24 protein-coding genes are annotated in these 26,908 nt (G+C 72.4%); 16 read left to right on the forward strand and 8 right to left on the reverse strand.

The annotated features are described in order from the left end of the window. Positions 1 to 5: 5 nt before the first annotated feature. The 3 genes from C3492_RS32755 to C3492_RS32765 form a co-directional block, all read right to left on the reverse strand. Positions 6 to 488: a succinate dehydrogenase hydrophobic membrane anchor subunit gene (locus tag C3492_RS32755; RefSeq protein ID WP_103816282.1), complete on the reverse strand. Its 483-nt coding sequence runs from the start codon at positions 486 to 488 to the stop codon at positions 6 to 8. Positions 489 to 493: 5 nt separating this feature from the next. After that, a complete protein-coding gene (sdhC, locus tag C3492_RS32760; RefSeq protein ID WP_043195476.1) occupies positions 494 to 874 on the reverse strand; it encodes a succinate dehydrogenase, cytochrome b556 subunit in 381 nt (126 codons plus the stop codon). Between the two features lie 191 nt (positions 875 to 1,065). Beyond that, on the reverse strand, positions 1,066 to 1,641 hold the full coding sequence (locus tag C3492_RS32765) for a 2-oxo-4-hydroxy-4-carboxy-5-ureidoimidazoline decarboxylase (protein WP_103816283.1): 576 nt from the start codon (positions 1,639 to 1,641) through the stop codon (positions 1,066 to 1,068). Between the two features lie 214 nt (positions 1,642 to 1,855). Between C3492_RS32765 and C3492_RS32770 the strand changes: the two genes are divergently transcribed. From C3492_RS32770 to C3492_RS32805, 8 genes are all read left to right on the forward strand, one after another. Then, the gene (locus tag C3492_RS32770; RefSeq protein WP_374938400.1) at positions 1,856 to 3,469 is read left to right on the forward strand and encodes a glycoside hydrolase family 20 protein; all 1,614 of its coding nucleotides are present in this window, start codon (positions 1,856 to 1,858) and stop codon (positions 3,467 to 3,469) included. A 151-nt stretch (positions 3,470 to 3,620) separates the two neighbouring features. Continuing rightward, positions 3,621 to 4,352 carry a DUF4328 domain-containing protein gene (locus tag C3492_RS32775; RefSeq protein WP_103816284.1) on the forward strand — a complete coding sequence of 244 codons (732 nt, stop codon included), beginning with the start codon at positions 3,621 to 3,623 and terminating at the stop codon, positions 4,350 to 4,352. A gap of 117 nt (positions 4,353 to 4,469) precedes the next feature. Then, entirely contained in the window at positions 4,470 to 5,039 is a 570-nt protein-coding gene (locus tag C3492_RS32780) for a hypothetical protein (protein WP_103816285.1), read from the forward strand. A 143-nt stretch (positions 5,040 to 5,182) separates the two neighbouring features. Next, entirely contained in the window at positions 5,183 to 5,596 is a 414-nt protein-coding gene (locus tag C3492_RS32785) for a hypothetical protein (protein ID WP_258056035.1), read from the forward strand. 137 nt (positions 5,597 to 5,733) lie between these two features. Next, complete coding sequence (locus C3492_RS32790; RefSeq protein ID WP_103816287.1) at positions 5,734 to 6,351, forward strand: RNA polymerase sigma factor; 618 nt, start codon at positions 5,734 to 5,736, stop codon at positions 6,349 to 6,351. A gap of 422 nt (positions 6,352 to 6,773) precedes the next feature. Then, positions 6,774 to 7,631, forward strand: coding sequence for a hypothetical protein (locus C3492_RS32795; RefSeq protein WP_103816288.1), 858 nt, complete (start codon positions 6,774 to 6,776; stop codon positions 7,629 to 7,631). A 293-nt stretch (positions 7,632 to 7,924) separates the two neighbouring features. Further along, positions 7,925 to 8,587 (forward strand): RNA polymerase sigma factor, encoded by a 663-nt coding sequence (locus C3492_RS32800; RefSeq protein ID WP_103816289.1) that lies wholly within the window; start codon positions 7,925 to 7,927, stop codon positions 8,585 to 8,587. After that, positions 8,587 to 9,777 (forward strand): hypothetical protein, encoded by a 1,191-nt coding sequence (locus tag C3492_RS32805; RefSeq protein ID WP_103816290.1) that lies wholly within the window; start codon positions 8,587 to 8,589, stop codon positions 9,775 to 9,777. Before C3492_RS32800 ends, C3492_RS32805 begins: the two co-directional genes overlap by 1 nt. A 246-nt stretch (positions 9,778 to 10,023) precedes the next feature. Here the strand turns inward: C3492_RS32805 and C3492_RS32810 are convergent, their stop codons facing one another. Beyond that, positions 10,024 to 10,917: a L,D-transpeptidase family protein gene (locus C3492_RS32810; RefSeq protein WP_181140674.1), complete on the reverse strand. Its 894-nt coding sequence runs from the start codon at positions 10,915 to 10,917 to the stop codon at positions 10,024 to 10,026. 81 nt (positions 10,918 to 10,998) lie between these two features. Here C3492_RS32810 and C3492_RS32815 point away from each other — a divergent pair, with 81 nt between their 5' ends. Together C3492_RS32815 and leuE are read left to right on the forward strand one after the other, a co-directional pair. Then, the gene (locus C3492_RS32815; protein ID WP_103816291.1) at positions 10,999 to 12,591 is read left to right on the forward strand and encodes a methylmalonyl-CoA mutase; all 1,593 of its coding nucleotides are present in this window, start codon (positions 10,999 to 11,001) and stop codon (positions 12,589 to 12,591) included. A gap of 63 nt (positions 12,592 to 12,654) precedes the next feature. After that, positions 12,655 to 13,299: a leucine efflux protein LeuE gene (gene leuE, locus C3492_RS32820; RefSeq protein WP_103816292.1), complete on the forward strand. Its 645-nt coding sequence runs from the start codon at positions 12,655 to 12,657 to the stop codon at positions 13,297 to 13,299. Between the two features lie 94 nt (positions 13,300 to 13,393). Here leuE and C3492_RS32825 read toward each other — a convergent pair whose 3' ends face one another. After that, positions 13,394 to 14,776: an FAD-dependent oxidoreductase gene (locus C3492_RS32825; protein ID WP_103816293.1), complete on the reverse strand. Its 1,383-nt coding sequence runs from the start codon at positions 14,774 to 14,776 to the stop codon at positions 13,394 to 13,396. A gap of 71 nt (positions 14,777 to 14,847) precedes the next feature. Here C3492_RS32825 and C3492_RS32830 point away from each other — a divergent pair, with 71 nt between their 5' ends. Next, the gene (locus C3492_RS32830) at positions 14,848 to 15,498 is read left to right on the forward strand and encodes a TetR/AcrR family transcriptional regulator C-terminal domain-containing protein (protein WP_103816294.1); all 651 of its coding nucleotides are present in this window, start codon (positions 14,848 to 14,850) and stop codon (positions 15,496 to 15,498) included. Here C3492_RS32830 and C3492_RS32835 read toward each other — a convergent pair. After that, positions 15,491 to 16,633 carry an acyltransferase gene (locus C3492_RS32835; RefSeq protein WP_258056036.1) on the reverse strand — a complete coding sequence of 381 codons (1,143 nt, stop codon included), beginning with the start codon at positions 16,631 to 16,633 and terminating at the stop codon, positions 15,491 to 15,493. The genes C3492_RS32830 and C3492_RS32835 overlap by 8 nt on opposite strands. A 222-nt stretch (positions 16,634 to 16,855) precedes the next feature. Between C3492_RS32835 and C3492_RS32840 the strand changes: the two genes are divergently transcribed. Together C3492_RS32840 and C3492_RS32845 are read left to right on the forward strand one after the other, a co-directional pair. Beyond that, the gene (locus C3492_RS32840) at positions 16,856 to 18,313 is read left to right on the forward strand and encodes a glycosyltransferase family 29 protein (protein WP_103816296.1); all 1,458 of its coding nucleotides are present in this window, start codon (positions 16,856 to 16,858) and stop codon (positions 18,311 to 18,313) included. Continuing rightward, entirely contained in the window at positions 18,310 to 20,625 is a 2,316-nt protein-coding gene (locus C3492_RS32845) for a glycosyltransferase (RefSeq protein ID WP_103816297.1), read from the forward strand. Before C3492_RS32840 ends, C3492_RS32845 begins: the two co-directional genes overlap by 4 nt. Before the next feature lie 48 nt (positions 20,626 to 20,673). Here C3492_RS32845 and C3492_RS32850 read toward each other — a convergent pair whose 3' ends face one another. Both C3492_RS32850 and C3492_RS32855 read right to left on the reverse strand, forming a co-directional pair. Then, on the reverse strand, positions 20,674 to 22,008 hold the full coding sequence (locus tag C3492_RS32850) for a polysialyltransferase family glycosyltransferase (RefSeq protein WP_103816298.1): 1,335 nt from the start codon (positions 22,006 to 22,008) through the stop codon (positions 20,674 to 20,676). After that, complete coding sequence (locus tag C3492_RS32855; protein ID WP_103816299.1) at positions 22,005 to 22,982, reverse strand: glycosyltransferase family 2 protein; 978 nt, start codon at positions 22,980 to 22,982, stop codon at positions 22,005 to 22,007. The genes C3492_RS32850 and C3492_RS32855 overlap by 4 nt, the downstream gene beginning before the upstream one ends. Before the next feature lie 198 nt (positions 22,983 to 23,180). Between C3492_RS32855 and C3492_RS32860 the strand changes: the two genes are divergently transcribed. Genes C3492_RS32860 through C3492_RS32870 form a run of 3 tightly spaced genes read left to right on the forward strand, consistent with a single transcriptional unit; the run spans position 23,181 to position 26,704 of the window. Next, complete coding sequence (locus C3492_RS32860; protein WP_103816300.1) at positions 23,181 to 24,500, forward strand: DUF6716 putative glycosyltransferase; 1,320 nt, start codon at positions 23,181 to 23,183, stop codon at positions 24,498 to 24,500. A gap of 23 nt (positions 24,501 to 24,523) precedes the next feature. Then, the gene (locus C3492_RS32865; RefSeq protein ID WP_103816301.1) at positions 24,524 to 25,753 is read left to right on the forward strand and encodes an N-acylneuraminate cytidylyltransferase; all 1,230 of its coding nucleotides are present in this window, start codon (positions 24,524 to 24,526) and stop codon (positions 25,751 to 25,753) included. A 12-nt stretch (positions 25,754 to 25,765) separates the two neighbouring features. Then, on the forward strand, positions 25,766 to 26,704 hold the full coding sequence (locus tag C3492_RS32870; protein ID WP_014674560.1) for an N-acetylneuraminate synthase family protein: 939 nt from the start codon (positions 25,766 to 25,768) through the stop codon (positions 26,702 to 26,704). Positions 26,705 to 26,908: the final 204 nt, after the last annotated feature.

Here is a 26,908-nt window from a genome sequence, read left to right on the forward strand (position 1 = left end):
CGTGCCTAGCGGATGTTCGGGTCGAAGGTGAAGATCACCAGCGTGCCCAGCAGGATGGTGAACACCGTGGCGGTGTAGAGCAGGCCCTTCAGCCACAGCCGGCTGTTCGGGCGCTCCGCGTAGTCGTTGATGATCGTGCGCAGGCCGTTGGCGCCGTGCAGCATCGCCAGCCACAGCATCAGCAGGTCCCAGACCTGCCAGAACGGGGACGCCCAGCGGCCGGCCACGAAGGCGAAGCCGATCTTGGAGACGCCGCCGTCCAGCACGAGCTGGATCAGCAGGTGGCCGATGACGAGGACGACCAGCACGATGCCGGACAGGCGCATGAACAGCCAGGCGGCCAGCTCGAAGTTGCCCCGGGTCGACTTCGGGGACTTCTTGGTGCGCTTGCGCGGCGCCTCGATCAGCGGGGCCGGGTTGTCGACGGTGTACACGGGAGCGCCCTCGACGGGGCCGACTCCGGAGGCCGCGGTTTCAGTCGTGGACATCGGCGTCAGCTCCCAAACAGGACACGGTAGGCGTGACCGAGGACCGGGTAGATCGCCCCGAGCATCAGCACGATCCAGACACCCATCACGGTCCAGAACATCTGCTTCTGGTAGCGCGGGCCCTTCGACCAGAAGTCGACGGCGATGACGCGCAGGCCGTTGAGCGCGTGGAAGAGGATGGCGGCGACGAGGCCGTACTCCAGCAGCGCGACGATCGGCGTCTTGTACGTGGCTACGACCTTGTCGTAGTCCTCGGGGGAGACACGCACGAGAGCGGTGTCCAGCACGTGAACGAACAGGAAGAAGAAGATGAGGACGCCGGTGACTCGGTGAGCCACCCAGGACCACATTCCTTCCCGGCCGCGGTACAGCGTTCCAGCCGGCACGGAAGAACCCTCCGGGAGCGGGGACTAGGGCCGCGCCGGCTTCACTGTCGGTCGGGCCCGGCCGGGTACGGTCCACCGGCCCTCTGCATGGTATCCACGTGCCGCCGTGGTGCTTACGGGGGGCCTACCGGTGTGATCAAAGTGGCACGCGGTTGGGCTAGCGGGTGCGGTCACCGGGGCGGGTTCGAGTGTCATTTGCCGGGTGCGGGGGCGTTTGTGCTGGTCGCGCCCATGTGTCGGCAGCCACAAATCGAACACAGCCCCGCGCCGCTGAGCAGGCCCAGCAGCCGTCCCCGGGCGAGGCGCCGGAGCTCGTCCGCCGCCACCACCCGTTCCTCCTCGGGATCGTTTGCCAATCGTGACCGGATCGCTTCGAGGATGTGGTCGATGACCTCGCCCGGGGCGACGTCTCCGAGATAGACGACGAACGCGTGTCCGAATCGGGCCTCGTACGCGGCGTGCGCGGCGCTCAGGGCCATGTGGGCGGCCGAGTAGGTGTCCTCGGGAAGCTCGGGGAGGGACTCGCCGGCCAGGGCCTCGGCCAGATCGCCGGGGGACAGGTCGTACGCCGCCTCGTCCGCCGCCGCCAGCAGGGCGTCGAGGTCGGGGTAGGGGCGGTGGTCGGCGATCCGGTGCGACCAGTGCAGGCTGTGCAGGCAGTGCAGGAGAAGGGTGCGGGCCTCGTCCGCGGGCGCGGTGTTGAAGGCGTCGAGGGGCGTGGGGAGATACGGCAGGCGGTGGGCGGGCAGCGTGGGTCCTCGCGTCACATGTGGTGTGGCAGGGGATGCTGTGAAAAGTGTGTCCTCAGGTTATCGAGAGTGGTCACGCTGTGTCCGAGGGATGCCTGAAATTCACCCGGACGGGAGAGTTTCGGAACGCCTGGGTGACAGCTGAGCGGGCGATCGGTCGTACGTTGGCAAGGTGATCCAGCACAGGCACAGGCGCCGGGGCCCGGCGCGGCAGGTGACACGGAAGCGGGCGGTGGTGGCCGCCGCGTTCGTCGGGACCATCGCGCTCGGTACGGGCGTCGGCGTGTGGGCCGCCTCGGACGGGGGCGGCGGACAGCCGGACGCAGGCGCGCGGCACTCGTCCTCCGGCCGGGCGGCCGGCACCGGCGCCGGCTCCGGCGATCCGGGCACACCGTCGGCGAGTCCCAGCCCGAGCCGCTCCTACCCGCTGTCGCGGGCGCCGCGCACGATACCCGCGGTGCGCTCCCACACCCCGGCGCGCGGGCCCGGCTGGACACCGCGGCCGGGCGGGCGGGTGGTGGTGAGCGACCCGGAGCTCGCCGACGAGGGACGGCTCATAGCCGGGGAGCTGGGACTGCACTACGCGGGGGAGAAGGACGACGTCCGGGCGGGCGATGTACGGCTCGCGCTCGGCGGCGGGGGCGGGAACGAGGAGTCGTACACCATGACCGTCCGCAGCGGGCGGGTCGACATCAGCGGGCCCGGCGAGGCCGGCGTCTTCTACGGCACCCGCACCCTGAAGCAGGAGGTCCACGGCGGCGGTACGGCACCCGAGGGCGTCGTACGGGACGAGCCCGCCAAGCCGGTGCGCGGGTTCATGCTGGACATCGCGCGCAAGCCGTACGGCGAGACCTGGATCGAGGACCGGATACGCGAGCTGGGGGACCTGAAGTTCAACGAGCTGGGCCTGCACTTCTCCGACGACCAGGCCTTCCGGATCGAGTCCGGCAGCCACCCCGAGATCGTCTCCAGGGACCACCTGACCAAGGCCCAGGTCAGGAAGATCGTGGCGCTGGCGGACAGCCGGCACATCACCGTCGTGCCGGAGATCGACTCGCCGGGGCACCTGGGCGCCGTCATCGCCGCCCACCCGGACCTCCAGCTGCGCAACGCGAGCGGTGTGCCGACGCGGGGCGCCGTCGACATCTCGAAGGACGCCGCCGCGCGGATCGTCGACGACCTGCTCGACGAGTACGCCGGCCTCTTCACCGGCGGCCAGTGGCACCTGGGCGGCGACGAGTACCAGGCGCTGACCGTCAGGGACCCGCAGGCCTCGTACCCGCAACTGGCCGCCGCCGCCCGGCGGGCCTTCGGTGCCGGCGCGACCGTCGCCGACCTCGCCACCGGCTGGCTCAATGACCGCGCCGCCACCGTCCGCGCCCACGACCGGACCGTCCGCGCCTGGAACGACGGCTTCTACCGCGGCACCTCCGTGCGGCCCGACCCGGACATCCAGGTCGCCTACTGGACCGGCAAGGAGATCGGCGCCCGGCAGCCCGTGGAGTACCTGAGCGCGGGGCGGAAGGTGCTCAACTACAACGACGAGTTCCTCTACTACGTGCTCGGACAGCCGCAGACCTTCGTCTACCCGACCGGACAGCGGATCTACGAGCAGTGGAACCCGCGCGTCCTGCGGGGCACGACCGCCGTGCCGGAGCGCTACGACGGGCAGATCCTCGGCGGCTCCTTCGCGGTCTGGTCCGACTTCCCGAACGCGCAGACGGAGGCACAGGTCGCCGCCGGCATCCGGATGCCCCTGCGGGCCACCGCGCAGAAGCTGTGGGATCCGGGCACGCCCGCGCTGTCCTGGGCCGACTTCCGCGGACTGGCGGACCGGCTGGGCTGAGAACCGAGTGGACGCACGGCGGCGTCCGCCCCTATGTTCCGGTGTCCGCGCGCGTCCTCGGAACGCGCGCGTCCGTACCAGTGGCCGCGCGTCGCCTCGGGGAGAGCCGACGCGCCGGCCCGGCTCTCATCGTCCAGGGGGGAACTCCGCCATGACCTCGTCCGTGCCCACACCGCCGTATCCGACGCCGCCTCCCGCACCGCCGTACCCCGCCCCGCCCGGCGCCTGGCTGCGCTCGCCGGCCGCGCTCGGCCGGGCCACCGCCGTACTGCTCGGCCTCGTCATCGCCACCGATCTGTTCGCCTGCTGCGCGGACCTGCTCGAACTCGACGTCACCGGCGACATCGCCGACGGTGCCGGCGGGTCCGGCGTCGTCGACCGGGCCGACCGCGCGGACGCGCTCTACGCGGTGGCCGGCGTCTCCCAGATGGTCGCGCTGGTCGCCACGGTGGTCGTCTACCTGTGCTGGCTGTGGCGGGTCCGGGTGAACGCCGAGGTGTTCGACGCCTCCCGGCACCGGATGAAGCGCGGCTGGACGATCGGCGGCTGGTTCTGCCCGGTCGTGAACCTCTGGTTCCCGCGCCGGATCGTCGCCGACAGCTGGGACGCCAGCGCTCCCTGGGGCGCGCGGTCCGGGCACACACCGGTCAACGCCTGGTGGTCGCTGTGGATCATCAGCCTCCTCGCGGGCCGGTACGCGTACACCAGCTCCCGGAACGCCGAGACGGCGGCCGAACTGCACGACGCCGCCCGGGTGACGCTGTTCTCCGACGGGGTCGACATCGCGGCGGCCGCCCTCGCCATCGTGGTGGTCGTCCGGCTGACCCGTATGCAGGAGCGCAAGGTGTTCTCGGGCGAGCTGCCGGCCCCCGTCCTCGGCTGACCCCGCCGCTGTCGCCTTTGGCTGAAACACCTCCGCTGTGACACTCCCGCGCCGTGGCACGCAGTAAGGGGAAGTGCGGGCTCCGTACCGGTCGGTGCCCTGGCGAGGGAGGCATTCATGAGCCTGGTGGAACTCATCGCACAGGCCGACGAACGCGGACTGGCCGCCAGCGGATTGGCTTGTTTGGATCGGTGTCTGCCGCTGCTCGGAGGCGACGACGAGCTGCTGCGCCCGCTGTGGGCCCGCCTCGCCGACGGCTCCGACTGGTCCGCCGGCCTGTCCCTGGCCCGCGCCGCGCTCGGCCCCGCGGACCCCGCCGACGACGAGGCCGCCCGGCTCACCCGGCGCATGCTGGACTCGGCCCCGGCCGAACGCACCGCCGGCGCGGTACGGCCCTGGGCCGACGCCTGCTCGATCGCCTCACTGCGCGTCCACCGGCTGCTCGACCCCGCGGCGGACGGCGACCCGGCCCCGGACGGCCTCGACGCGGGGCGCGCGGGCGACCCGGCGGACCTGTCGCCGCTCGTCGCCGCCGAGCTGCGCCGCCAGGCCGCCGTGCTGGAACTCCTCGCGGAACACGGTGCGCAGGGGCTGCGCCGGGCGCTGGAGATATCGGTGGAGGGCCGCCGGGTGCTGCGCGCGGTGGTCTCGCGCCGGGCGCGCAGCGTCGCGGAACCGGGGGCGTGAGGGGAGTCTGTGACCCTCGTGCGGCGGACGTGGGGTGGTCCTGCGGTGGTTGGCCGAACGTCGGGAGAAACGTTTCGAACGACGGTGACGGAACCCCGCCCCGGCTCGCTCTTCCCTATGTGACAGCCCAAGTGACGACTCATGTGACAGCTCATGCGGCCGCCCCGTCCCGGACAGCACAGCACGAGACCCGGCCGAGTGCCGCGGCCAAGCCCGTGCGATGGGCGGCGGACGCGGTGGCGACCATGCGCGAGGGCGCGCGGGTACGGCTCGACTACTCGGCCCAGAGCCTGTGGCGGGTGGACCGGATGATCGAGGAGATACGACGGGAGGGGCCGCCGTACGCGGCCGTCGAGAGCGTGCTGCGCGGCTTCGGCGCCTACGCCGGCGAGGTGATCGTCCGGCAGACCGGCGCCGAGTGGTGGGCGACCGGTGGTGAGCACTGTGTGCGCACCCCCGACGGCCGGCTGTGGGACCCCATCGAGGAGGCCCGCCGCTGCTACAGCGGCCACGGCTCACTGCGGCTGCTGTGCCGGGACGCGACCGCCCCCGGCTGACCGGTCGCGCCTGGCTGTGACACTTCCGTCGGGGCCGACGCTGATGATCGTGGAGGGCGGGGACACGGCCGGAGCGTGTCGCACCGTGAGGCAAGCGCCACGCAGTGGCCAGGAACTCGGCACGAACGAGGACGGTCTTGGGCCAGGGAGGGGAACCCCGCCGCCCGCAGCCGCGGGACGGGGAGCTGGGCGCGGCCGTCGCGCGGGCCCAGGACGGCGACGAGACCGCGTTCGCGGTGGCCTACCGGATCGTGCAGCCCGGCCTGCTGGGTTATCTGCGGGGGCTCGTCGGCGAGGACGCGGAGGACGTCGCCTCCGAGGCCTGGCTGGAGATCGCCCGCGACCTCGGCCGGTTCCGGGGCGACGGCGCGGGCTTCCGCGGCTGGACCGCGACCATCGCCCGGCACCGCGCGCTGGACCACCTGCGCCGGCAGCGGGTACGGCCCCGGGCGGCGCGGTTGGAGCAGGACGCCCTGGAGCTGCCCGGCCGGCACAGCACCCATGACCAGGCCCTGGAGTCGCTCTCCACCGCACGCGCGCTGGAACTGGTCCGCGCGCTGCCCCGGGACCAGGCCGAGGCGGTGCTGCTGCGGGTGGTCGTCGGCCTCGACGGCCCGGCCGCGGCCCGGGTCCTCGGCAAACGCCCCGGCGCCGTCCGCACGGCCGCGTACCGGGGCCTGCGACGCCTGGCCCGCCAACTGGGCGCGGACGGTACGACGGACCCGGATCCGCCGCCGCGGGGTGAACCGGGGTGAACGTGCCGGTGGGTGTGGGACGTATGCATGGGCGCGGGCGTCGGCTCCGCGGACGTTTCCGGCGGCGGCGCGGGGTGTTCGAGGGCTGGGCTGCCGGTGCCTGTGGGGTGCCGGAGTGCGGGACTCACGGTCCCGGGGCGGCTGGTGGCTCAGGGCTCGGGGCCGTCGTGGCCGGTGGTCGTGGTCGTGCGGTTCGGGTGGTGCGTGGTTCGGGTGCGGGGCGGTCGTGGCCGGTGGTCGTGGACGTGCGGCTTCGGTGGCCCGTTGGTTCGGGTGCCGGGCCGTCCCGGCCGGTGCGACCGGCGCTACGGGCGCGGGGGGCGTGATGGCCGGTAGGTGCGGGCGTCCAGGGTTCGGGCGAGTGGGTGCGGGTGGGCAGGCGTACGGAGTTCCGGGTGGACCGGGTGAGGGCGGGAACGGGCATGGGTGAACGGCACAGCGGCGGCGGGCTGACCGGTCGTCGGCGTGCGCACCCCGGCGGTGCCGTCGCCACGCCGGACCCGGCCGACGCCTCCGGGCTGGAGACCCGGTTGGCCGCCGCGCTGCGCGCGGACCGCGTCGACGCCGAGGCCGAGCGCAGCGCCGTCGCCGCCTTCCGGGCCGCGCGCGACGCGGGAGCGCACGACGCGCGGACCCGCGCCCGGGACGACTGGCGGCCGGGGCGGCCGGCACCCGCCCGCCGCCCACTGCGGACCACCCTCTCGGTCGCGCTGGCGAGCCTCACGCTGGGCGGAGTCGCCGTCGCGGCCATCGGCTCCGCCGGGTCCGGCACGCACGACGACGACCGGAGCCGAGCGCCACGCTCCACGCGGCCGGTGCCGGGCACTCCGCCCGTCCCGGCCGACGCCACGGCAGCCGGGCCCTCGGCCACCGCGTCCGAGGATCACCCCGGCCGGCCGGCCACCGCCCGGGACACCCTCGCCCACTGCCGTGCCTACACGCGGGCCGGGGACCGCGGCGGTGCCCTGGAGTCGGCGGCCTGGCAGCGGCTCGTCAGCGCGGCGGGGGGACCGGAGAAGGTCGCCGCCTACTGCGCAGCCCGCATGGCGGAGTGGAAGCAGGGCAAGAACGCCGACAACGCCGACAACGCCGACAGCGCCGGCTCCTCCGGCAACAAAGGCAACGGCGGTACCAATGGCGGCGGTACCAAGGGCAACAGCGGCAACGGGGAGAGCAAGGGTGGCGGCAGCCAGGGGAACGCTGCCGTAGGGAACTCGACCGAAGGGAATCCCACCGGCGGCAAGGCGGCCGGCCGTGACTCCTCCGGTGGGAAGCCCTAGGCGTCCGTCGGCCCCGCCAAGGCAACGGCCGGGGCCGCCACCCCCCACAGGAGAGGCCCCGGCCGTCGCGCGGACGGGCCGCGCGCGGCCCGTACTCCCTTCAGCGCCGTCGGTGCGGTTTCTGTCACACCTCGCCACAGCGCGGCCACATCCCGCCCCCGCCCCGACCTCACGCTGCGCACATCCGAACCCGGTCACGAGTTAGTTGCATCTTCTACAGACATGGACGAGCAGCGGTTTCACGCCGTAACGTGCCTTTCGCGCCGACCGAAGACAGGCGTAAAGGGAGTACGGTGCTGGGGGACGACGCGGAGCTGACCACCGCGGTGCGTGCGGCACAGGACGGGGACGAGACCGCGTTCCGTACGGTGTACCGCGCGGTGCATCCGCGCCTGCTCGGATACGTCCGCACCCTGGTCGGCGACCTGGACGCCGAGGACGTCGCGTCCGAGGCGTGGCTCCAGATCGCCCGTGACCTGGACCGTTTCAGCGGTGACGCCGACCGGTTCCGCGGCTGGGCCGCCCGGATCGCCCGCAACCGCGCCCTGGACCACATACGCATGCGGGGCCGGCGCCCCGCCATAGGCGGCGACGAGACCGAGCTGACCGGCCGCGCCGCCGAGTCCGACACGGCCGGCGAGGCCATCGAGGCCCTGGCCACGGACAGCGCCCTCTCCCTGATCGCCCGGCTCCCGCAGGACCAGGCCGAGGCGGTCGTCCTGCGCGTGGTCGTGGGCCTGGACGCCAAGACCGCCGCCGAGACCCTCGGCAAACGCGCGGGCGCCGTCCGTACCGCCGCGCACCGCGGTCTGAAGCGCCTGGCGGAGCTGATCGGCGACGATCCGGAATCGGCGGGCGGACTCGACGCGCTCCCACCGCAAAGAGAACCGCGCCGGGGCGCGGTGACGTCCGCAACTGTGACGCATACGCGTGCGCGGACGCAGAAGGACATGTGATGGCCGACGAGCAGTACAAGTGGCTGAACCGTGAGACGGCGGAACGCCTGCTGCGCGGTGAGTCACCGGAAGCCGTCGACCCCTCCGCCCGTGACCAGGCAGAACGTCTTTCCCGGGCGCTCGGCGCGCTGTCCGCGGAGGCGGCCGCCGCCCCCGGTGAACTCCCCGGCGAGCAGGCCGCCCTGGCCGCGTTCCGCAAGGCCCGCGAGGCCGCCGAGGCGGAGCGCACCGCCGCCGCGCACGCCCCCGCCGCCCCCCGTCCCCCGGCACGAGGCGCCGACGCCGGTCTGGTCCGCATCGGCGCCCCGGCCCGTACCGGAATCCGGGCCCGGCGCCCCCGCTGGGCCCGCCCGGTGCGCCTGGCCCTCGCCGCGGCGGTGGCCGCGGGCACGGTCGGCGGCGTCGCCGTGGCCGCCGGCAGCGGAGTGCTGCCCACGCCGTTCGGTGACGACCACCCCCGCCCCGCCACCTCCGTCTCTCCCGGCGCGACCACCGGACAGCCGCTCACCTCGCCGTCCGCACCGGGCGGCGCGACGGGCACCGGTGCACCGGACGGCGGTACGCCAGGGCATCGCGGCGGCACCGACGACGAGGCCGCGGGGACGGACGACGGCCGGAACCCCGTCCCCGGCTCCGGCGCCCCCTCCGCGACGACAGGCACCGGGTGGCTCGGCGCAACCGCTGCCTGTCGTGCGCTGCGGGACGGCAAGGACCTGGACACCGGCCGCAGGAGCGCGCTGGAACACCTGGCGGGCGGCCCCGGCCGCGTGACCACGTACTGCAAGGTGCTGCTGAGCGCCGGTGACTCCACCTCCGGCGGCACGGGCGGCGGGAACAACGGCGGCGGGAACACCACCGGCCAGGGCTCGGACAACAGCAAGGGCGGGGGCAAGGACGGCGGCAAGGGCAACGGCAAGGGCAAGGGCGACGACGGCCCCGCCGACCCGGGCGGCGGCAAGGGCAACGGCCAGGGCGGCGGCAAGGGCAACGGCCAGGGCGGAGACAAGGGCAACGGCGAAGGCGGCGGCAAGGGCAGTGGTCAGGGCGGAGACAAGGACGGCGGCAAGGGCGGTGGCCGGCACCACGGCGGCGCCGACCCCGCTCCCTCGGCCTTCGCGCCCGCGCACCGCGGCACACCCGGGAACGGCTCCACGACCCCGTCACCGACTCCGACCTACACCGCGCTCTGATCGACGCCACCCCATCTGACCTGCGATTTCGAGGTCACCGAAATTTTTTCGGCGCGAGGTGTGACGTTTCTGGAGCCCGTGACGCAGTAATGAGTGAGCCGACTGGTCATCGGCCGTCGCACGGAGCCGGGGTTCCCCCCGTACCCGCGGCTCGTGCACCTGGCGCGGGCGGGACACGTTCCCCCGGTCCCGCCCGCGCCCCGCAACGCACAGCCCCCGGCATCGAACAGCCCCCGGCAGGGCGTCTCACCGGGACACGACGACCTTGTCGCCGATCCTCACCTGCGCGAAGAGCCGGGCGATCGCCGTCTCGTCCCGGACGTTGACGCATCCGTGGGAACCGCCCGCGTAGCCGCGCGCCGCGAAGTCGTAGGAGTAGTGGACCGCCTGGCCACCGCTGAAGAACATCGCGTACGGCATCGGCGAGTGGTAGAGGGTCGACACATGGTGCCGTGACTTCCAGTAGACGGTGAACACTCCTTCGCGGGTCGGGGTGTACTGCGCGCCGAACCGCACCGCCATCGTCGACAGGGTCCGTCCGTCGACCATCCAGCGCAGGGTCCGGCTGGTCTTGCTGATGCACAGCGCCCGTCCGGTCAGACAGCGCGGATCCGCTGCGGCGGCCGGCTGAGCGGCCCCCGGATACAGCTCCCCCCTGCCCGGCGGACGGGTCATCGCCACCAGCCGCTGCCAGGTGACGGCGTCCGTCGCGCCGGTCCGGGGCAGTCCGCGCTTGCCCTGGAAGCCCTTGACGGCCTGCTCGGTCGGGCCGTCGTACGACCCGGTCGGCCCCACGGCCAGCCAGGCCACCTGGCGCAGCCGCGCCTGGAGTTCCCGCACGGCCGGCCCGTCGTCCCCGCGCGACCACAGCACCCGCGGCGCGGGCACGGCGGGCGCGGTGGGCGTGACGCTCGGCGTGGCGGCCGGCATGGCCGTCGGCGGGGTGGCCGGCGCCGTCCGGGCGGTGCCGGGCCCCGGACTGTTCCGGGCGGTGCCGGGACCTGGGCTGCCCGGCAGCTCCACGTGCACCGGCAGGCCTTGTTTCCCATCGGCGCCCGCCGGCTGCACGGTGCACCCGCAGAGCGCGGCGAGTGCGGCGGCCGAGGCGAGCAGAGCGGCAGATCTCCCCGGGATCCTCATGCCCGGGATGCTTCCCCGCGTGACCGCCGCCGAACTACGGGGCATGGTGAGGAGTACCCGTTCCACCGCACGGAGGCAGCGATGGCACAGCAGTCGGCACGTCAGTCGGAGTCGGGCCTGCCCATCGAGCCGGTCTACGGGCCGGCCGACCTGACCGGCTGGGACCCGGCAGGGAAACTGGGCGAACCGGGCGCGTACCCGTTCACCCGCGGGGTCTACCCGACCATGTACACCGGCCGGCCCTGGACCATGCGCCAGTACGCGGGCTTCGGCACGGCGGCGGAGTCCAACGCCCGCTACCGGCAGCTCATCGCCCACGGCACCACCGGTCTGTCCGTCGCCTTCGACCTGCCCACCCAGATGGGCCACGACTCCGACGCGCCCCTCGCGCACGGCGAGGTCGGCAAGGTGGGCGTGGCGATCGACTCCGTCGAGGACATGCGGGTGCTCTTCGACGGCATCCCGCTGGACCAGGTCTCGACGTCCATGACGATCAACGCGCCCGCCGCGCTGCTCCTGCTCCTGTACCAGCTCGTGGCGGAGGAACAGGGCGTGGCCGCGGACCGGCTGACGGGGACGATCCAGAACGACGTCCTGAAGGAGTACATCGCCCGGGGCACGTACATCTTCCCGCCGAAGCCGTCCCTGCGGCTGACCGCGGACATCTTCCGGTACTGCACCACCGAGATCCCGAAGTGGAACACGATCTCGATCTCCGGGTACCACATGGCCGAGGCGGGCGCGTCCCCGGTGCAGGAGATCGCGTTCACCCTCGCCGACGGCATCGAGTACGTCCGTACGGCGGTGGCGGCGGGCATGGACGTGGACGACTTCGCCCCCCGCCTGTCGTTCTTCTTCGTGGCCCGTACGACGCTGCTGGAGGAGGTCGCCAAGTTCCGCGCGGCGCGCAGGATCTGGGCACGGGTGATGAGGGAGGAGTTCGGCGCGCGCGATCCCAAGTCGCTGATGCTGCGCTTCCACACCCAGACGGCGGGAGTTCAGCTGACGGCCCAGCAGCCGGAGGTGAACCTGGTCCGGGTCGCCGTCCAGGCCCTGGCGGCGGTGTTCGGCGGCACGCAGTCCCTGCACACCAACTCCTTCGACGAGGCCATCGCGCTGCCGACGGACAAGAGCGCGCGGCTGGCCCTGCGGACGCAGCAGGTGCTGGCGCACGAGACGGACGTCCCGGCGACGGTGGACCCGTTCGCCGGTTCCTACGCGGTCGAGCGGATGACGGACGACGTGGAGGAGGCGGCCGTCGACCTGATGCGCAGGGTGGAGGACCTGGGCGGGGCCGTCGCCGCGATCGAGCGGGGCTTCCAGAAGGCCGAGATCGAGAAGAACGCGTACCGCATCGCGCAGGAGACCGACTCCGGTGACCGGGTGGTGGTCGGGGTCAACCGGTTCCGGCTGGACGAGGAGGAACCGTACGAGCCGTTGCGGGTGGACCCGGCGATCGAGGCGCGCCAGGCCGAGCGGCTGGCCCGGTTGCGGGCCGGACGCGACCGGGCCGCGGCGACCGCGGCGCTGGACGCGCTGCGGAAGGCGGCGGAGGGCGAGGACAACGTCCTGTACCCGATGAAGGAGGCACTGCGGGCGCGGGCGACGGTGGGGGAGGTCTGCGGGGCGCTGCGCGAGGTCTGGGGGAGCCACGTACCGAGTGAGACCTTCTGAGGTCCCGGGCGCTCTTCCGGACCGGGAGGGCCGAGTGTCGTACCCGCGTGCGACACTCCCTCCATGTTCGGCGTCATCGACCTCCCCACCTATCTCGCGGGCCTGATCCTGATCGTGCTGCTGCCCGGCCCCAACTCCCTCTACGTCCTGTCCGTGGCCGCCCGCCGCGGTGTGCGGGCCGGTTACACGGCCGCCGCCGGTGTGTGGTGCGGGGACACCGTGCTGATGACGCTGTCCGCCGCCGGGGTCGCCTCGCTGCTCCAGGGGAACGCGCTGCTGTTCGGGATCGTCAAGTACGCCGGTGCCGGATACCTGAGCTGGCTGGCGATCGGCATGCTGCGGGCCGCCCGGCAGATGTGGCGGACCCGGCGGGAGCGGGCCGTCGAGGAGGCCGCGCCGGCCCAGGGCACCGACGAGCGGCCCTTCCGCCGCGCCCTCGTCGTCAGCCTCTTCAACCCCAAGGCGATCCTCTTCTTCGTCGCCTTCTTCGTGCAGTTCGTCGACCCGGACTACGCGTATCCGGCCCTGTCCTTCGTCGTCCTCGGCGCCCTCGCCCAGCTGGCCAGTTTCCTGTACCTCAGCGCCCTGATATTCAGCGGCACGCGGCTGGCCGCGGCGTTCCGGCGGCGCAAGGGGCTGTCGGCCACCGCCACGTCGGCGGCGGGGGCGCTGTTCCTGGGGTTCGCGGTGAAGCTCTCGCTCGCCTGATCGCTCGCTGGAATCGCCGGAGAGGGGCATGTTCTCGGGCGCGGGTGCCTGGGGGCTGGTCGTGCAGTACCCCGCGCCCCCAGGGGGTTTCGCCCTATGACGTTGTGAAATCTCCTGTTTTCTTCGCGTAGTCCCGCAGGTCCTCCGTCGTCTCTCCCGCCCAGCCCACATAGCCGTCCGGGCGGATCAGGAAGACGCCCTCGCCGTATGACCGCGGGGCCGTGGGGAGCGAGCGCACCCCCGCCATCGTCGCTCCCAGCAGTGTCCAGTGGGGGCCCCGGAACGCGTCGAAGAGGCGGACGCCTGCCACCGTGCCGTCCGGGGCGCGGTCGCCCGCGCGGAGGCCCTCCGTCTTCCCGCGCGTGTCCACGCTGAGGGACGACTCCCGGTAGCCCAGGCCGAGTTGTACCGTCGCCCGGCCCCGCTCGATCTCTCCCCGGTGGACCCCCGTCGTCAGGTCCAGCATGGCGGCGGCGTTCGCGCGGCGCTCCTCCTCGTAGGTGTCCAGCAGGGCTTTCGGAGCTCCGCCCCGGAGCACCGCGCCCAGCTTCCAGCCGAGGTTGTAGGCGTCCTGGACGCTGGTGTTCAGGCCCTGGCCGCCCGCCGGGGAGTGGATGTGGGCCGCGTCGCCGGCGAGGAAGACCCGGCCCGCCCGGAACCGGTCCGCCAGGGCGGCGCGCGGGCGGAAGCCGGAGGCCCAGCGCAGCTCCGTGACGGCGTCCGCGTCCAGGTGCGTGCGGGTGGCGACCAGCTCGCGCACGCCGTCCAGGGACAGGTCGACCTCGTCCGCCTCCGGCAGGCGTGCCTGGAGTTGGAAGCAGTCCGTGCCGGCGAGCGGGCAGAGGGCGACGCCGCTGCCGCCGGTCCCCGGGAACGTGTGCCAGTGGTCCCGGTCCAGGCCCCGCACCCGTACGTCCGCCACCAGGAACGGCACCGGATCGACCGTCTCCCCGGTCATGCCCACGCCCAGTGCGCGCCGGACCGCCGAGCGACCGCCGTCCGCCGCCACCACGTAGGCCGCGCGGAGGGTCGTACCGTCGGCGCACGACACCGTCACGCCCTCGGCGTCCTGTGTCAGACCGGTCACCTCCCGGCCGAAGACGACCCGGCCTCTCCCGTACCGTTCGGTCAGCCGTGTGTACAGCACCTCCTGCGTCCGCCACTGCGCGACCATCAGCGGATCGGTGTACGGCGTGCCCTCGTCCGCCGGGATCTCCTCGAACATCGGCTGTTCGCCGAGCCGCTCGCCGTCCTTCCAGATCAGCCGGGGCGGGTAGGGGCCGCCGGCCGCCCGGATCGCGTCCAGGACGCCCAGGTCGGCGAAGACTTCCTGGGTGCGGGGCTGGATCCCCTTGCCGCGCGAGCCGGGGAAGAGCGCCTCCGCCCGCTCCACCACCAGCGCGTCCACCCCGCGCCGGGCGAGGTCCAGGGCCAGCGTCAAGCCCGTCGGGCCCGCGCCCACGATCAGTACATCCATCACATCTCTCCTTAACGTCGTTAAGTGGCGTCGTCGCCGAGCGTGCCCTTAACGTTGTTAAGCTGTCAAGCGTGAGTTCCGAGAAGCGCGCACCCCTGGACCGTGCACGAGTCGCCGACACCGCGCTGCGGCTGCTGAACGAGGTCGGTCTGGACGGGCTGACCCTGCGCGCCATCGCCCGTGAGCTGGACGTCAAGGCACCCGCCCTGTACTGGCACTTCAAGGACAAGCAGGCGCTGCTGGACGAGATGGCGACGGAGATGTACCGGCGGATGGTGGCCGGGGCCGTCCTCGATCCCGCCGACACCTGGCGGGAGCGGCTGCTGAAGACCCAGCGCGGGCTGCGGGCCGCGCTGCTCGGCTACCGCGACGGGGCCAAGGTGTTCAGCGGCTCCCGTTTCACGGGCACCGAGCACGCCCGGGAGCTGGAGGCGAACCTGCGGGTGCTGACGGACGCCGGCCTCAGCCTCGCGCAGGCGGTCGGCGCGGGCCGGGCGGTGCACGCGTACACCCTCGGCTTCGTCACCGAGGAGCAGGGCGTGCGGCCCCTCCCGGGCGAGCGCCGGGAGGGGTACGACATCGAGGAACGCGCCCGGCGCATGGCCGGCTTCCCGCTCGCGGCGGAGGCGGGGAAGCTGCTCTTCGACGACTACGACCGGCAGTTCGAGGAGGGGCTGGCGCTGGTCGTCGCCGGCATCGGGGCGCGGTACGGGATCAGCTGAGGGCGGTCGTCGCGGGCGTACGGGCCTTCTTCAGCGCCCGCTTCAGCCGGGGGCCGAACGGCTTCTCCACGAACCGGTGGATCAGCCACGCCAGCGCCAGCATGCCCAGCACGGTCACGGCGAGCGTCGGCCACGGCGACAGCCCGAGCCCCCGGTGCAGCACCCGGATGACGAACCAGCCCAGGTGCTCGTGGACCAGGTAGAACGGGTACGTCAGCGCGCCGGCCGTGACCAGCCAGCGCCAGGAGGCCCACCGGGTCCAGCCCACCGCCACCGCGGCCACGGCGGCGAAGGCGAGGGTGACGACGGCGATGATGACGTACGGGCTGCGGTGGAAGTCGCCCTGCGCGCCGGCGTGCCACAGGCTCTGGGTGGCGGTGCTCTGTCCCAGCAGCCAGGACACCGCGACGATGCCCCACAGCAGCAGGTCGCCGCCGAAGCGGTGGATCAGGTACAGGGCCAGGCCGCCGACGAAGAACGGGGCGTACTCGGGCATGACCAACTGGTCGGTGAGCGCGTTGCCGGAGGTGCGGCACACCACCGCCGCCAGCGTCCACACGCAGCAGAAGAGCACCACCCGGCGGTAGGTGACACCCCGTAGGACGACGAACAGGGCGAACAGGGCGTAGAAGCGGACCTCCACCCAGAGCGTCCAGCAGACGCCGAGGACGCGGGTGGCGCCCATCGGCTGCTGCAGCATCGTCAGGTTGACCAGGAACTCGTCCGGCCGGACCGGGTGGACGACCACGGGCAGCACCACGGCCGCGGCGGTGACCAGCACCAGCGCGACCCAGTAGGCGGGGTAGAGGCGGGCGACCCGGGAACGGAAGAAGTCGCCGAGGGAGCGGCCCCAACTGCTCATGCAGATCACGAAGCCGCTGATGACGAAGAAGAACTGCACGCCCAGACAGCCGTAGGTGGCCATCCGGGACAGGGTCGGGAAGACATGGGCCGGGCTCTGGTGCCAGGACGCGGAGACCGGGCCGCCGCGTCCGGCGTAGTGGTAGAGGCAGACCATCAGCGCGGCCAGCAGCCGCAGTCCGTCCAAGGCGTGCAGACGGTTCTGGCGTTCATGGGCCGTTCCGCGGGCCGGGGGCGCGGGCACGGCGGCGAGGACGGGGGAGGAAACAGGCATGGTTCTCGGCACCCAACCCGACTGGCGTTAATCGTCTTCGTCTTTCTGGTGAAGATCTGACTCCAAGAGCAATCGTTTCATCAGCACCTGGACGAATCACAGAAACGACTTGGTTGACAAGCCAACGATTCGCTTGCCGGACCAAATTCGTTCACCTGCCAGTCGTTTTACCTTCCTAGTTTCTCCATCCCCCCCACGTTTCGGTCAAAGAACAGGAGAGCTATGACAAGGGTCCAAGCCCGGCGGGCACCCGTGCGTGGAGGGGAGCTCGACGACTGCCTGCGCGCCTGCGCCGTGCACAGCGGCAAACTCGTCGGCAGCCTCGACCGCCGCCGCACGGAACTGGCCGAGCAACTGCGCAAGGTCCTCGTCGTCGTCAGCACCACCGGCGTCACCGCCCCCGCGCCCGCCCCGCCCACTGGGGCGACCGCCCTGCTCAAGCGGGCCGTGAAGGGCACCGCCGCCCCGTCAAGCGGGATCACCGGCGAACTGCTGGACGCCCTGCTGGCCGCCGGCAACAAGGCCCTGGAGTGCGGTTACGACGACGAACTGCACCTCGCCCTGCGGATCGGCGACACCGTCCTCGCCCACCGCAAGAACTCCCGCGCCGGCTGGCGGCTGCGCGCCCGCGTCCTGGAGGCGCTCGGCGAGGAGCAGGAGGCCGTCGCCGCCTACGAGCGCTACCTGGAACTGACCACCGAGGACGGATTCGGTGTCGCCGCCCGCGTCACCGGGCTGCGCCGGGCCGCCGAAAGCGAACGTGAACTGCTCGGCCTGCTGCGCCGCCAGTGCCCGCGCGCCACCGACTTCGCCGCCGGGCCCGCCACCGACGTCTGGGCCGAGGGCCTCGCCCTGCACGCCGCCGGCGACTGGGCGGCGGCCGAACCCCGGCTGGTCGGCGCGCTGCTCGCGCTCGCCGCCGATCAGGCCCCGGTCGCCGACCGGCAGGAACTCCTCAGCCAGTACCTGGACCTGCGCACCGGCATCCCCGGCGGCGACCTCGCCGAAGTCATCGCCCTCTACGCCGAGCAGCGCCGCGTCCGGATGCGCGGGCCCGTCGCCGACCCCACGATCGGCGGGGTCCGCTGGATCAGCCTCGGCGAGTTCCGCAACCAGATCGCCGGCAAGTCGATCTGCCTGATCGCCAACTCCGGCCGCGTCGGCGAGAGCGGCATGGGCGCCGAGATCGACGACTACGACCTCGTCGTCCGTTTCAACTCGTACCGGATCGACCCGAAGCACACCGGCAGCCGTACCGACATCCACACCACCATCCACAAGCACGCCTTCAACTGGGACAAGCCGGTGACCACCCGGCTCGTCTTCGGCGGGGTCTCCGGCGACTGGAAGCACAGCCTGCGCAACCGCCTGGTGCCCGGCGCCCAGCAGTACCTCGGCGACGAGTCGCTGCGCTGGCCCGTCCGCAACCTCGGCCGCCTCGGCACCGACGCCTGGCCGTCCATCCCGACCACCGGCTTCAACATGTCCTGGCTGCTGGACTTCCTCGACGTCAGCCCCCGGCTCGATCTGATCGGGTTCGACTTCTACGAGTCCGGTGCCTACCGGGTGCCCGAGGCGATGAAGCTCGCCATCACCTCCGTGCACGAATACACCAGCGAGAAGGCATGGGTCATGGACCGGGCCCAGAGCGTCACCGACATGAGGATCTCCCTGCGATGACCACCACCGTCAGCCCGGTCATACCGGACACCGCCGCGCAGGCGCTCACCGGCAAGCGCCGCATCGCCTTCGCGAGCTTCGTCGACGAGAACTACCTGCCCGGCTTCCTCGTCCTGCTGCGCAGCCTCGCCCTGTCCAACCCGGGCGTCTGCGAGGACTTCGTCGTCCTCCACGACGACCTGAAGCCCTCCTCGATCGCCCGCATCCGCGCCCTGCACCCCCGGATCGTGCTGCGCCGCGTCGACGCCGGCCACTACGACTCCTACGCCAAGGGCGACCAGGACAACTACCTGGTCCGCAAGGCGTACTTCATCCTCGACGTCTTCAGGATCCGCGACTACGACACCGTCATCACCCTGGACACCGACATGGTCGTCCTCGGTGACCTGAGCGAACTGCTGAAGCTGCGCGAGGGACTGGCCGCCGTACCGCAGTTCTTCTACGGGCAGCACAAGCTCAACTCCGGGCTGCTGGTCATCCAGCGCGAGTACCTGACCGACGCGTTCTGCGCCGAGCTCGACCAGGTCGGGCGCAGCGGCGCCTACGAACTCGACAAGCACGACCAGGGCATCCTCAACGCCGTCCTGGACGGCGACTTCGTGCGCCTCGACGCCCGCTACAACTTCGTCAAGCGGCGCCTCTCCGGCGACCTGCCCGTTCCGGACGACACCGCGATCCTGCACTTCACCGGGCGGCACAAGCCCTGGCAGGGCGGCGAGGCGGGGTACGCGCAGGCCGAGGAACGCTGGCGCGAGTTCGACCTGGGCGACGCCGAGTTCCAGGCGGCCTGCGTCGCCAGGGGCGGCCTCCACCACGACCTGCTGGTGCACTACGGCACCCCGCACGTCCGGCGTACGGGAGACGTCGAGGCCGCCCGGAAGGTCGCCGCCGCGCACATCGCGGCCGGCGAGTACCAGGACGCCGTCGACGTCCTGAGCGGCGTCCGCATCCCACTGGACGAGGCCTGGCCGCACGAGGTCCTCGGGCACGCCCTGATGAGCGTCTCCCGCTACGAGGAGGCGAAGACCCAGCTCCTCCTGGCCACCGCCGCCCCCAACCGGGCCGCCACCGCCTACGCCCGCCTCGCCCAGATCGCCTGGGTGCACGGCGACAACACCGAGGCGCTGCGGTACGCCACCGCCGGCCTCACCGTCGACCCCACCCACCGCTCCAGCCGGCTGTGGGCGCAGCGCGCCGCCGCCGTGCCTGCCCAGGAACAGGGCGCCGCCGAGGACCAGCTCGCGCACGTCGCCTTCTACATGGACCGGCAGGGCAACGCCGGCGACAAGCTGCTGCCCGAGAGCGTCCGGCTCGCGTTCGGCGCCGACACCACCTCCCGCCGCTGGCACTCCGTCCACGCCCACCGGCTGTTCGACCAGGCCGCCCTGGAACGGGTCAACGCCCGGCGCGGCCTGGTCATCGGCGGCGGCGGGCTGTTCATCCCGGACACCATGCCCAACGGCAACAGCGCCTGGCAGTGGAACGTGCCCGACGCGCACCTCGACGCCATCGACGTGCCGATCATGGTGTTCGCGGTCGGCTTCAACGCCTTCGACGGACAGTCCTACCGGGCCCGGCGCTTCAACGAGAGCCTCCGGCTGCTGGTGGAGAAGTCCGCGTTCTTCGGCCTGCGCAACCACGGCTCCATCGCCAAGGTCCGCTCGCTGCTCCCGGACGGGCTGCACGACAAGGTGGTCTTCCAGCCCTGCCCGACCACGGTCATGCGGCAGCTGCTGCCCGGCTGGACCGACCCGTCGCACCGCGAGGACACCGTCCTGCTCAACGCCGCCTACGACCGCGCGGGCCTGCGCTTCGGCCACGACTACGGCCACTTCCTCGCCGAGATCGCGAAGGCCGTCCGCGCGATCGGCGCCCACACCGAGGTGCGGTGCGTCGCCCACTCCCTGGACGACGAGCGGATCGCCTTCGACCTGCGCCGCGAGCACGGCATCTCGCTGCCGGTCATCCCGATGTACGACTTCGACAACGACTCGATCCGCGAGACGTACGCCAAGACCCGGCTGGTCATCGGCATGCGCGGACACGCAGGGATGATCCCCTTCGGGGTCGGCACGCCCATCGTCAGCCTGATCTCGCACCCGAAGATGGCGTACTTCCTGAGCGACATCGAGCGCCCCGAGTGGGGCGTGTCGGTGCACGAGCGGAACCTGGGCGCGGTCCTCACCGAGCGGGCCCTGCACATCCTCGACCACCACAGCCGGACCGTCGCCGACGTGCACGACCGGCAGGAGCTGCTGTGGAAGGTCACCGAGGAGAACGCGGCCCGGATCCGCGGCATCCTCGGCCGGTAGCGGACGGGGCGGGCCCGGTCTCCGGGCCCGCCCCACCGCAAGGGCCGCTCAGCGCCGTACGGCCTTGCGCAGACTGCGGGCCTTGCGCGCCATCCGGCGGACCGCCGCGTTGCGCGGGAGGAACGACAGCTGGGACGGCACCCCGCCCGGCAGGGCCAGCGAGGTCAGCCGCTTGCGCTTGAAGTAGCGCAGGGTCCGCTCGTCCAGGTGCTTCGCCAGCCAGCCCTCGGTCTCCGCGCGGAGGCTCGGCAGGATCTTCGGCTGCATCGCGAAGCCCACCGCACGCACCAGGGCGCCCAGCGTCCGCACGTCCATGCCCTGCCGCTGCTCGCTGACGGCCGCCTTGTCGGTCAGCTCGGGCAGCAGCGCGTCCACGATGGTGACCGGGACGCGGTTGCTGTTCTCGTACGGCGTCAGCCGCTCCAGCAGCAGGTCGGTGCCGACCCGGGCGACCGGGAGGCCGTACAGGGCGGACGCGGTGAGCAGGGCGGTGGAGAAGCAGCCGACGACCAGCGCGGGACGCATCCGCTGGTACAGCACCTCCGCGAGCACCGGGGTGTCCAGCACGGTCAGCTCCACCTTCAGCCGTTCCGCCTCCCGCTCCAGGGAGCGGGTGAAGCGGGCCGGGGCCGACGGGTGCGGCTTGAACACCACCGAGGAGTGGCCGAGCGCGGCCGCGCCCTTCAGCATGCGCACATGCAGGTTCTCCTCCTGCTCGGCGGTGAGGATGTCCAGCGCCGACAGGTACTGGCCGAGCAGCAGCGCGGGCTCCTGGACGTCCGGCAGCTCATCGCCGAGTGGCGCCAGTCCGGCGAGGACCTTGGTGAAGGCGGCCGTAGGCAGGACCTCGCCGGGCACCCCGAACTCGGTCAGCAGCAGCGGCTGCAGACCCGGCACCAGGTCCAGGTGGAGGACGCGGTCCACGCGGGTGCCGACCAGCGGGTCGATCTTGTTGCGGGTGGGGCCGTAACTCATCAGGCCGTCGGCGTAGACGGTGACCGGGGCGCCGGTGAAGATCTGCGCGAGCGCCAGTGACGGGTTGACCTGGATCGACTCGACGGCCAGCTCGACGTCGTCGGTGCCGAGCTGCCACTCGTGGCGCACGTACCTCTCCCAGAGCGGCAGATCCTCGCCGCGGGGCGCCCAGCCGCCCGGGTGGAACGGGAAGATCGCCTCGTTGTACGACACCACGTCGTCGAACCGGTCCCGCAGTCGCTCGAAGCCCGGCATCGCGTCCAGCGCCGGTGAGGTCTCGGGCGTGGCCGCGTTGTTGCAGACCACCAGTATCCGCCGGTCGGCCGGGCGGAAGCAGCCGGAGTCCAGGGCGGCGGCGAGCGTGGCCGTGCCGTACAGCGTCGACGCCTGGAAGATCTGGGTGGTCACGCGGCGGCTCCCGCGGGGGCGGGACGACGGCGCAGCCGGCGCAGCCGGGTGGCGCGCTGGAAGTCCATGGAGTCCAGCGCCTCGTCCAGCACGTCCTGCGGCATGCGCCGCAGGGCGGCGGCACTCAGGGATTTCAGTTGCTTCGCCACCGCCGGCTCGAACCTTTCGATGGATCCCAGGTGATGGGAGATGATCGCGCAATAGGTGCGGACGGCCTTCGGCAGCAGGACGCCGGCCTCCCGGTCCGCCGCCGTCTCCGTGATGACCTGGTCGAACGCGCGGATGAAGTCAAGCTGCCGCACATCGCCGATCTGGGTGAGCGACGAGGCGACCCCGCGCCGGTAGAACACCCCCAGCAGGTTCACCACCGCGAAGGACTCCGCCTCCCGGTGCAGCTTCCAGATCCACGGCCGGTCCTCGGCCGTGCGCAGCCCGTCGGTGAAGTGCAGCAGCCCCTTGTCCACCAGCCGGCGGTGGTAGACACCCGCCCACGCGTACGCGTAGTCCACCGAGGTGGACCGGTCGGCGGGCAGGATCGCCTCCCGCGGGCTGAGCACCGTGTTCCGCCGGCCCACCGGCACCCGGTGCACGCTGCGCGCCCGGGCGGTGCACTGCACATGGTCGGTGCGCAGGAAGTCGCAGCCCAGCTCCTCGATGGCGGCGAGCAGCTTGGGGTAGTAACCGGGGGCGAGCCAGTCGTCGCCGTCCAGGAAGGTCAGGTACTCGCCGCGCGCCCGGTCGATCCCGGTGTTGCGCGCGGTCGCCAGCCCTCCGTTCTGCTCGTGCCGGACCAGGACCGCGCCCGGCAGCTCGCGCTCCGCGCGCGCGAGAATCTCTGGTGTCCCGTCGCGGGAGCAGTCGTCGACGAGAATGAATTCGAAGTCCTCACGCGCATTCGACTTCAGACTCCTGAGCGTGTCTGGCGCGTATTGCTGCACGTTGTAAAACGGCACGATGACGGAGAGCTTGACCACGTCAGGGACGTTAGGGCGCGGCCCGTCATTCGTCTTGACGGCCTGCTTGATACCGGGTGAACGGCGCGTGGCGAAGCTGTGAACCAGGCTGTTCCCGGCGCGGAACGCGTCCCGATTCGCCATTCGGCGATGTGCTGTTAACCGTTTGTTGCATTCGGGTTGGGCGGAACCTCGGAATCGCTTCCTAGCGTCTTCGACGTGCCAGCAAGTGCAACGAAGTCCCTGCGGGTCGCCGTCCTCGCGGACTCCGACACCCGGTGGAAGTGGGGCGCGCTCACCGCGCAGCGCCTCACTCCCGCGGCTGCCGAGGTCCGGCTCGACGGCTACCTCCTGCGGGGACGCGCCACCCCCACCGCCCGCCAGCTGAAGGAAGTCGGCGTCCAGGCCGACTCCCTGCGCGAGGTCACCGGCGCCGAGTTCCTGCGCGCGATGAGCGAGGACCCCGACAACCGGTACGACGTCCTCGTGCTCGCCCTGGTCGGCGGCGGTGTGCAGGCGATGCTGCACGGACTGCGCGCCGCCTGGGGCTCCGGGAAGCGTCCCGTGGTCGTCACCGGCTATGTCGGCGTCGTCTACGAGAAGCTCACCGACGGGCTGCTGCTGCGGCACGGCGCGGACCTCGTCCTCGCCAACTCCCGCCACGACGCGGACCGGTTCCGGGCCGTGTACGAGGGCGTGGGCGCCGACGCCTCCTCGGTCACCGAGGTCGCGCTGCCCTTCCTGGGCGGTGAGCCGTACGCCGGCGAACACGATCCCTACACCGTGGTGTTCGCGGTCCAGCCGTCCGTCCCGGACAACCGCCGGGACCGTACCTACCTGCTGAACCGCCTCATCGAGCACGCCCGGCGGCACCCCGAGCGGGAGGTGCTGCTCAAGCTGCGCTCCAAGCCCGGCGAGCACACCACCCACATCGAGGAGCTGCCGTACCAGAAGCTGGCCCAGGGCCAGGACCTGCCGGCCAACTTCCGCCTGGTCTACGGGCACATGGGCGAGGTGCTGGACCACACCGACCTGCTGGTCACGGTCAGCTCCACGGCTGCCCTGGAGGCCCTGCACCGCCGCATCCCGACGGCCGTCCTCACCGACCTCGGCGTCCGTGAGGTGCTCGGCAACCACCACTTCACCGGCTCCGGCTGCCTCGCATCCTGGGACCAGCTCGACGCCGGGCACCGGCCGGTGCCGGACGAGGAGTGGGTGGCCCGGCAGGGCGTCGCCGCCGACGGAAGCTACGACACCGCGTTCGACGGCGCCCGTCAGCGCATCGCCAAGCTGCTGGACCGGCCGGGCGGGCTGCCGCCCCTCACGCCCTACTACACCCCCGAGACCGCGCCCGGCTATCTGCCCGGCATCCTCGCCCGCCACCACCTCGGCCCCGACGGCGTACCGCTGCCCGGCGCGCCCGCCGCCGACAAGGCGCCCGGCCCCGTCCGGCAGATCGTGCGCCGGGCCGCGCGCGGCGCCTACCGGCACGGCGTCCAGCGGGTCGCCCCCGTGATCCGGCGGATGGGCGAGCTGTGACCTCACCCCAAGGAGTAGACCCCATGTCCAACTCGGCAGCGGGCCCAGGCGCTTCGATCCGCCGGGTGCTCGCGGTGATCCCCGCGCGCGGCGGCTCCAAGGGCGTGCCCGCGAAGAACCTCGCCCCGGTGGGCGGTGTCCCGCTGGTGGCCCGCGCGGTGCGCGAGTGCCGGGCGAGCCGGCTGGTGACCGACGTCGTCGTCTCCACCGACGACCAGGCCATCGCCGCCGCCGCCCGCGAGGCCGGCGCCGAGGTCGTCCTGCGGCCCGCCGCGATCGCCGGGGACACCGCCACCTCCGAGGCCGCCGTCCTGCACGCCATGGACACCCACGAGACGCTGCACGGCTCCCCCGTCGACGTGGTCCTGCTCGTGCAGTGCACCAGCCCGTTCCTGGTCCGCGAGGACGTCGACGGGGTCGCCGCCGCGGTCGCCGAGAACGGCGCCGACACCGCCGTCACCGTGGCCCCCTTCCACGGCTTCGTCTGGCGCGAGGCCGACGAGCCCACCGAGGGCGGCCGCGGCGTCAACCACGACAAGTCCTACCGCCCGCGCCGCCAGGACCGCCCCCAGGACTTCCTGGAGACCGGCGCCGCCTACGCGATGGACGCGGCCGGCTTCCGCGAGCACCGCCACCGCTTCTTCGGCCACACCGAGCTGGTCCGCACCGACCCGGCCCGGGTGCTGGAGATCGACGACCCGCACGACCTGGCCCGTGCCCGCGCCCTCGCACCCCTCTTCGACGCGGACCGCCCCGGTTCGCTGCCGACCGCCGACGACGTGGACGCGGTCGTACTCGACTTCGACGGCACCCAGACCGACGACCGGGTGCTGATCGACTCCGACGGACGGGAGTTCGTCGCCGTGCACCGCGGCGACGGCCTCGGCATCGCGGCCCTCCGCAGGAGCGGCCTGAAGCTGCTGATCCTGTCCACGGAACAGAACCCGGTCGTCGCCGCCCGCGCACGGAAGCTGCGGATCCCCGTGCTGCACGGCATCGACCGGAAAGACCTCGCGCTGAAGCAGTGGTGCGAGGAGCAGGGCATCGCGCCGGAGCGCGTGCTCTACGTCGGCAACGACGTCAACGACCTGCCGTGCTTCGCCCTCGTGGGCTGGCCCGTGGCGGTCGCGAGCGCTCACGACGTCGTACGCGGCGCCGCACGCGCGGTCACCACCGTCCCCGGCGGTGACGGCGCGATCCGGGAGATCGCCAGCTGGATCCTCGGCCCCTCTCTCGATTCCCTCCCCAAGTAAGGACACCCCCTGATGAGCACCAACTCCCGTCTGCGCACCTTCGGTTCGCGCGAGGTCGGCCCCGGCAAGCCCGTCTACATCTGCGGCGAGATCGGCATCAACCACAACGGTGAGCTGGAGAACGCCTTCAAGCTGATCGACGTGGCAGCCGAGGCCGGCTGCGACGCCGTCAAGTTCCAGAAGCGCACCCCCGAGATCTGCACCCCGCGCGACCAGTGGGACATCGAGCGCGACACCCCCTGGGGCCGGATGACCTACATCGACTACCGCCACCGGGTGGAGTTCGGTGAGGACGAGTACCGCCAGATCGACGAGTACTGCAAGGAGAAGGGGATCGACTGGTTCGCCTCCCCGTGGGACACCGAGGCCGTCGCCTTCCTGGAGAAGTTCGACGTCCCCGCCCACAAGGTGGCCTCCGCCTCCCTGACGGACGACGAGCTGCTGCGCGCCCTGCGCGCCACGGGCCGCTCCGTCATCCTCTCGACGGGCATGTCCACCCCGCGCCAGATCCGCCACGCGGTGGAGGTCCTGGGCTCGGACAACATCCTCCTCTGCCACGCCACCTCCACCTACCCGGCCAAGGCCGAGGAGCTGAACCTCCGCGTGATCAACACGCTGGAGAAGGAGTACCCGAACGTCCCGATCGGCTACTCCGGCCACGAGACGGGCCTGCAGACCACGCTGGCGGCGGTCGCGCTGGGCGCCACGTTCGTCGAGCGCCACATCACCCTGGACCGCGCGATGTGGGGGTCCGACCAGGCCGCCTCGGTCGAGCCGCAGGGCCTCCAGCGCCTCGTCCGTGACATCCGCACCATCGAGGCCTCCCTCGGCGACGGCGTCAAGAAGGTCTACGACTCCGAGCTGGGCCCGATGAAGAAGCTGCGCCGCGTCACCGGCGTCGTCGCCGAGGCGGAGATCGCCGCGGCGGCGGGCGAGCCGGTCTCGGTGTGAATCCAGGTCACTTACGACGGGACGGTCGTACGCCGATGAGCCCCCGCGCCGGCCAGGCCGGCCACCCCGCCCGCACGCTCGCCTTCGTGGAGAGCCCGGTACAGCTGCTGAACGTACTGGAGTGGGCCCACCTGCACGGCCTGCACGACCCCGCGCCGTCCGGCTCCGGCCGGGGGGAGTCCGGCGTGCCGCTCGGCCCCGGCC

The organism is Streptomyces sp. Ru62, assembly GCF_002920615.1.
GTDB lineage: Bacteria > Actinomycetota > Actinomycetes > Streptomycetales > Streptomycetaceae > Streptomyces.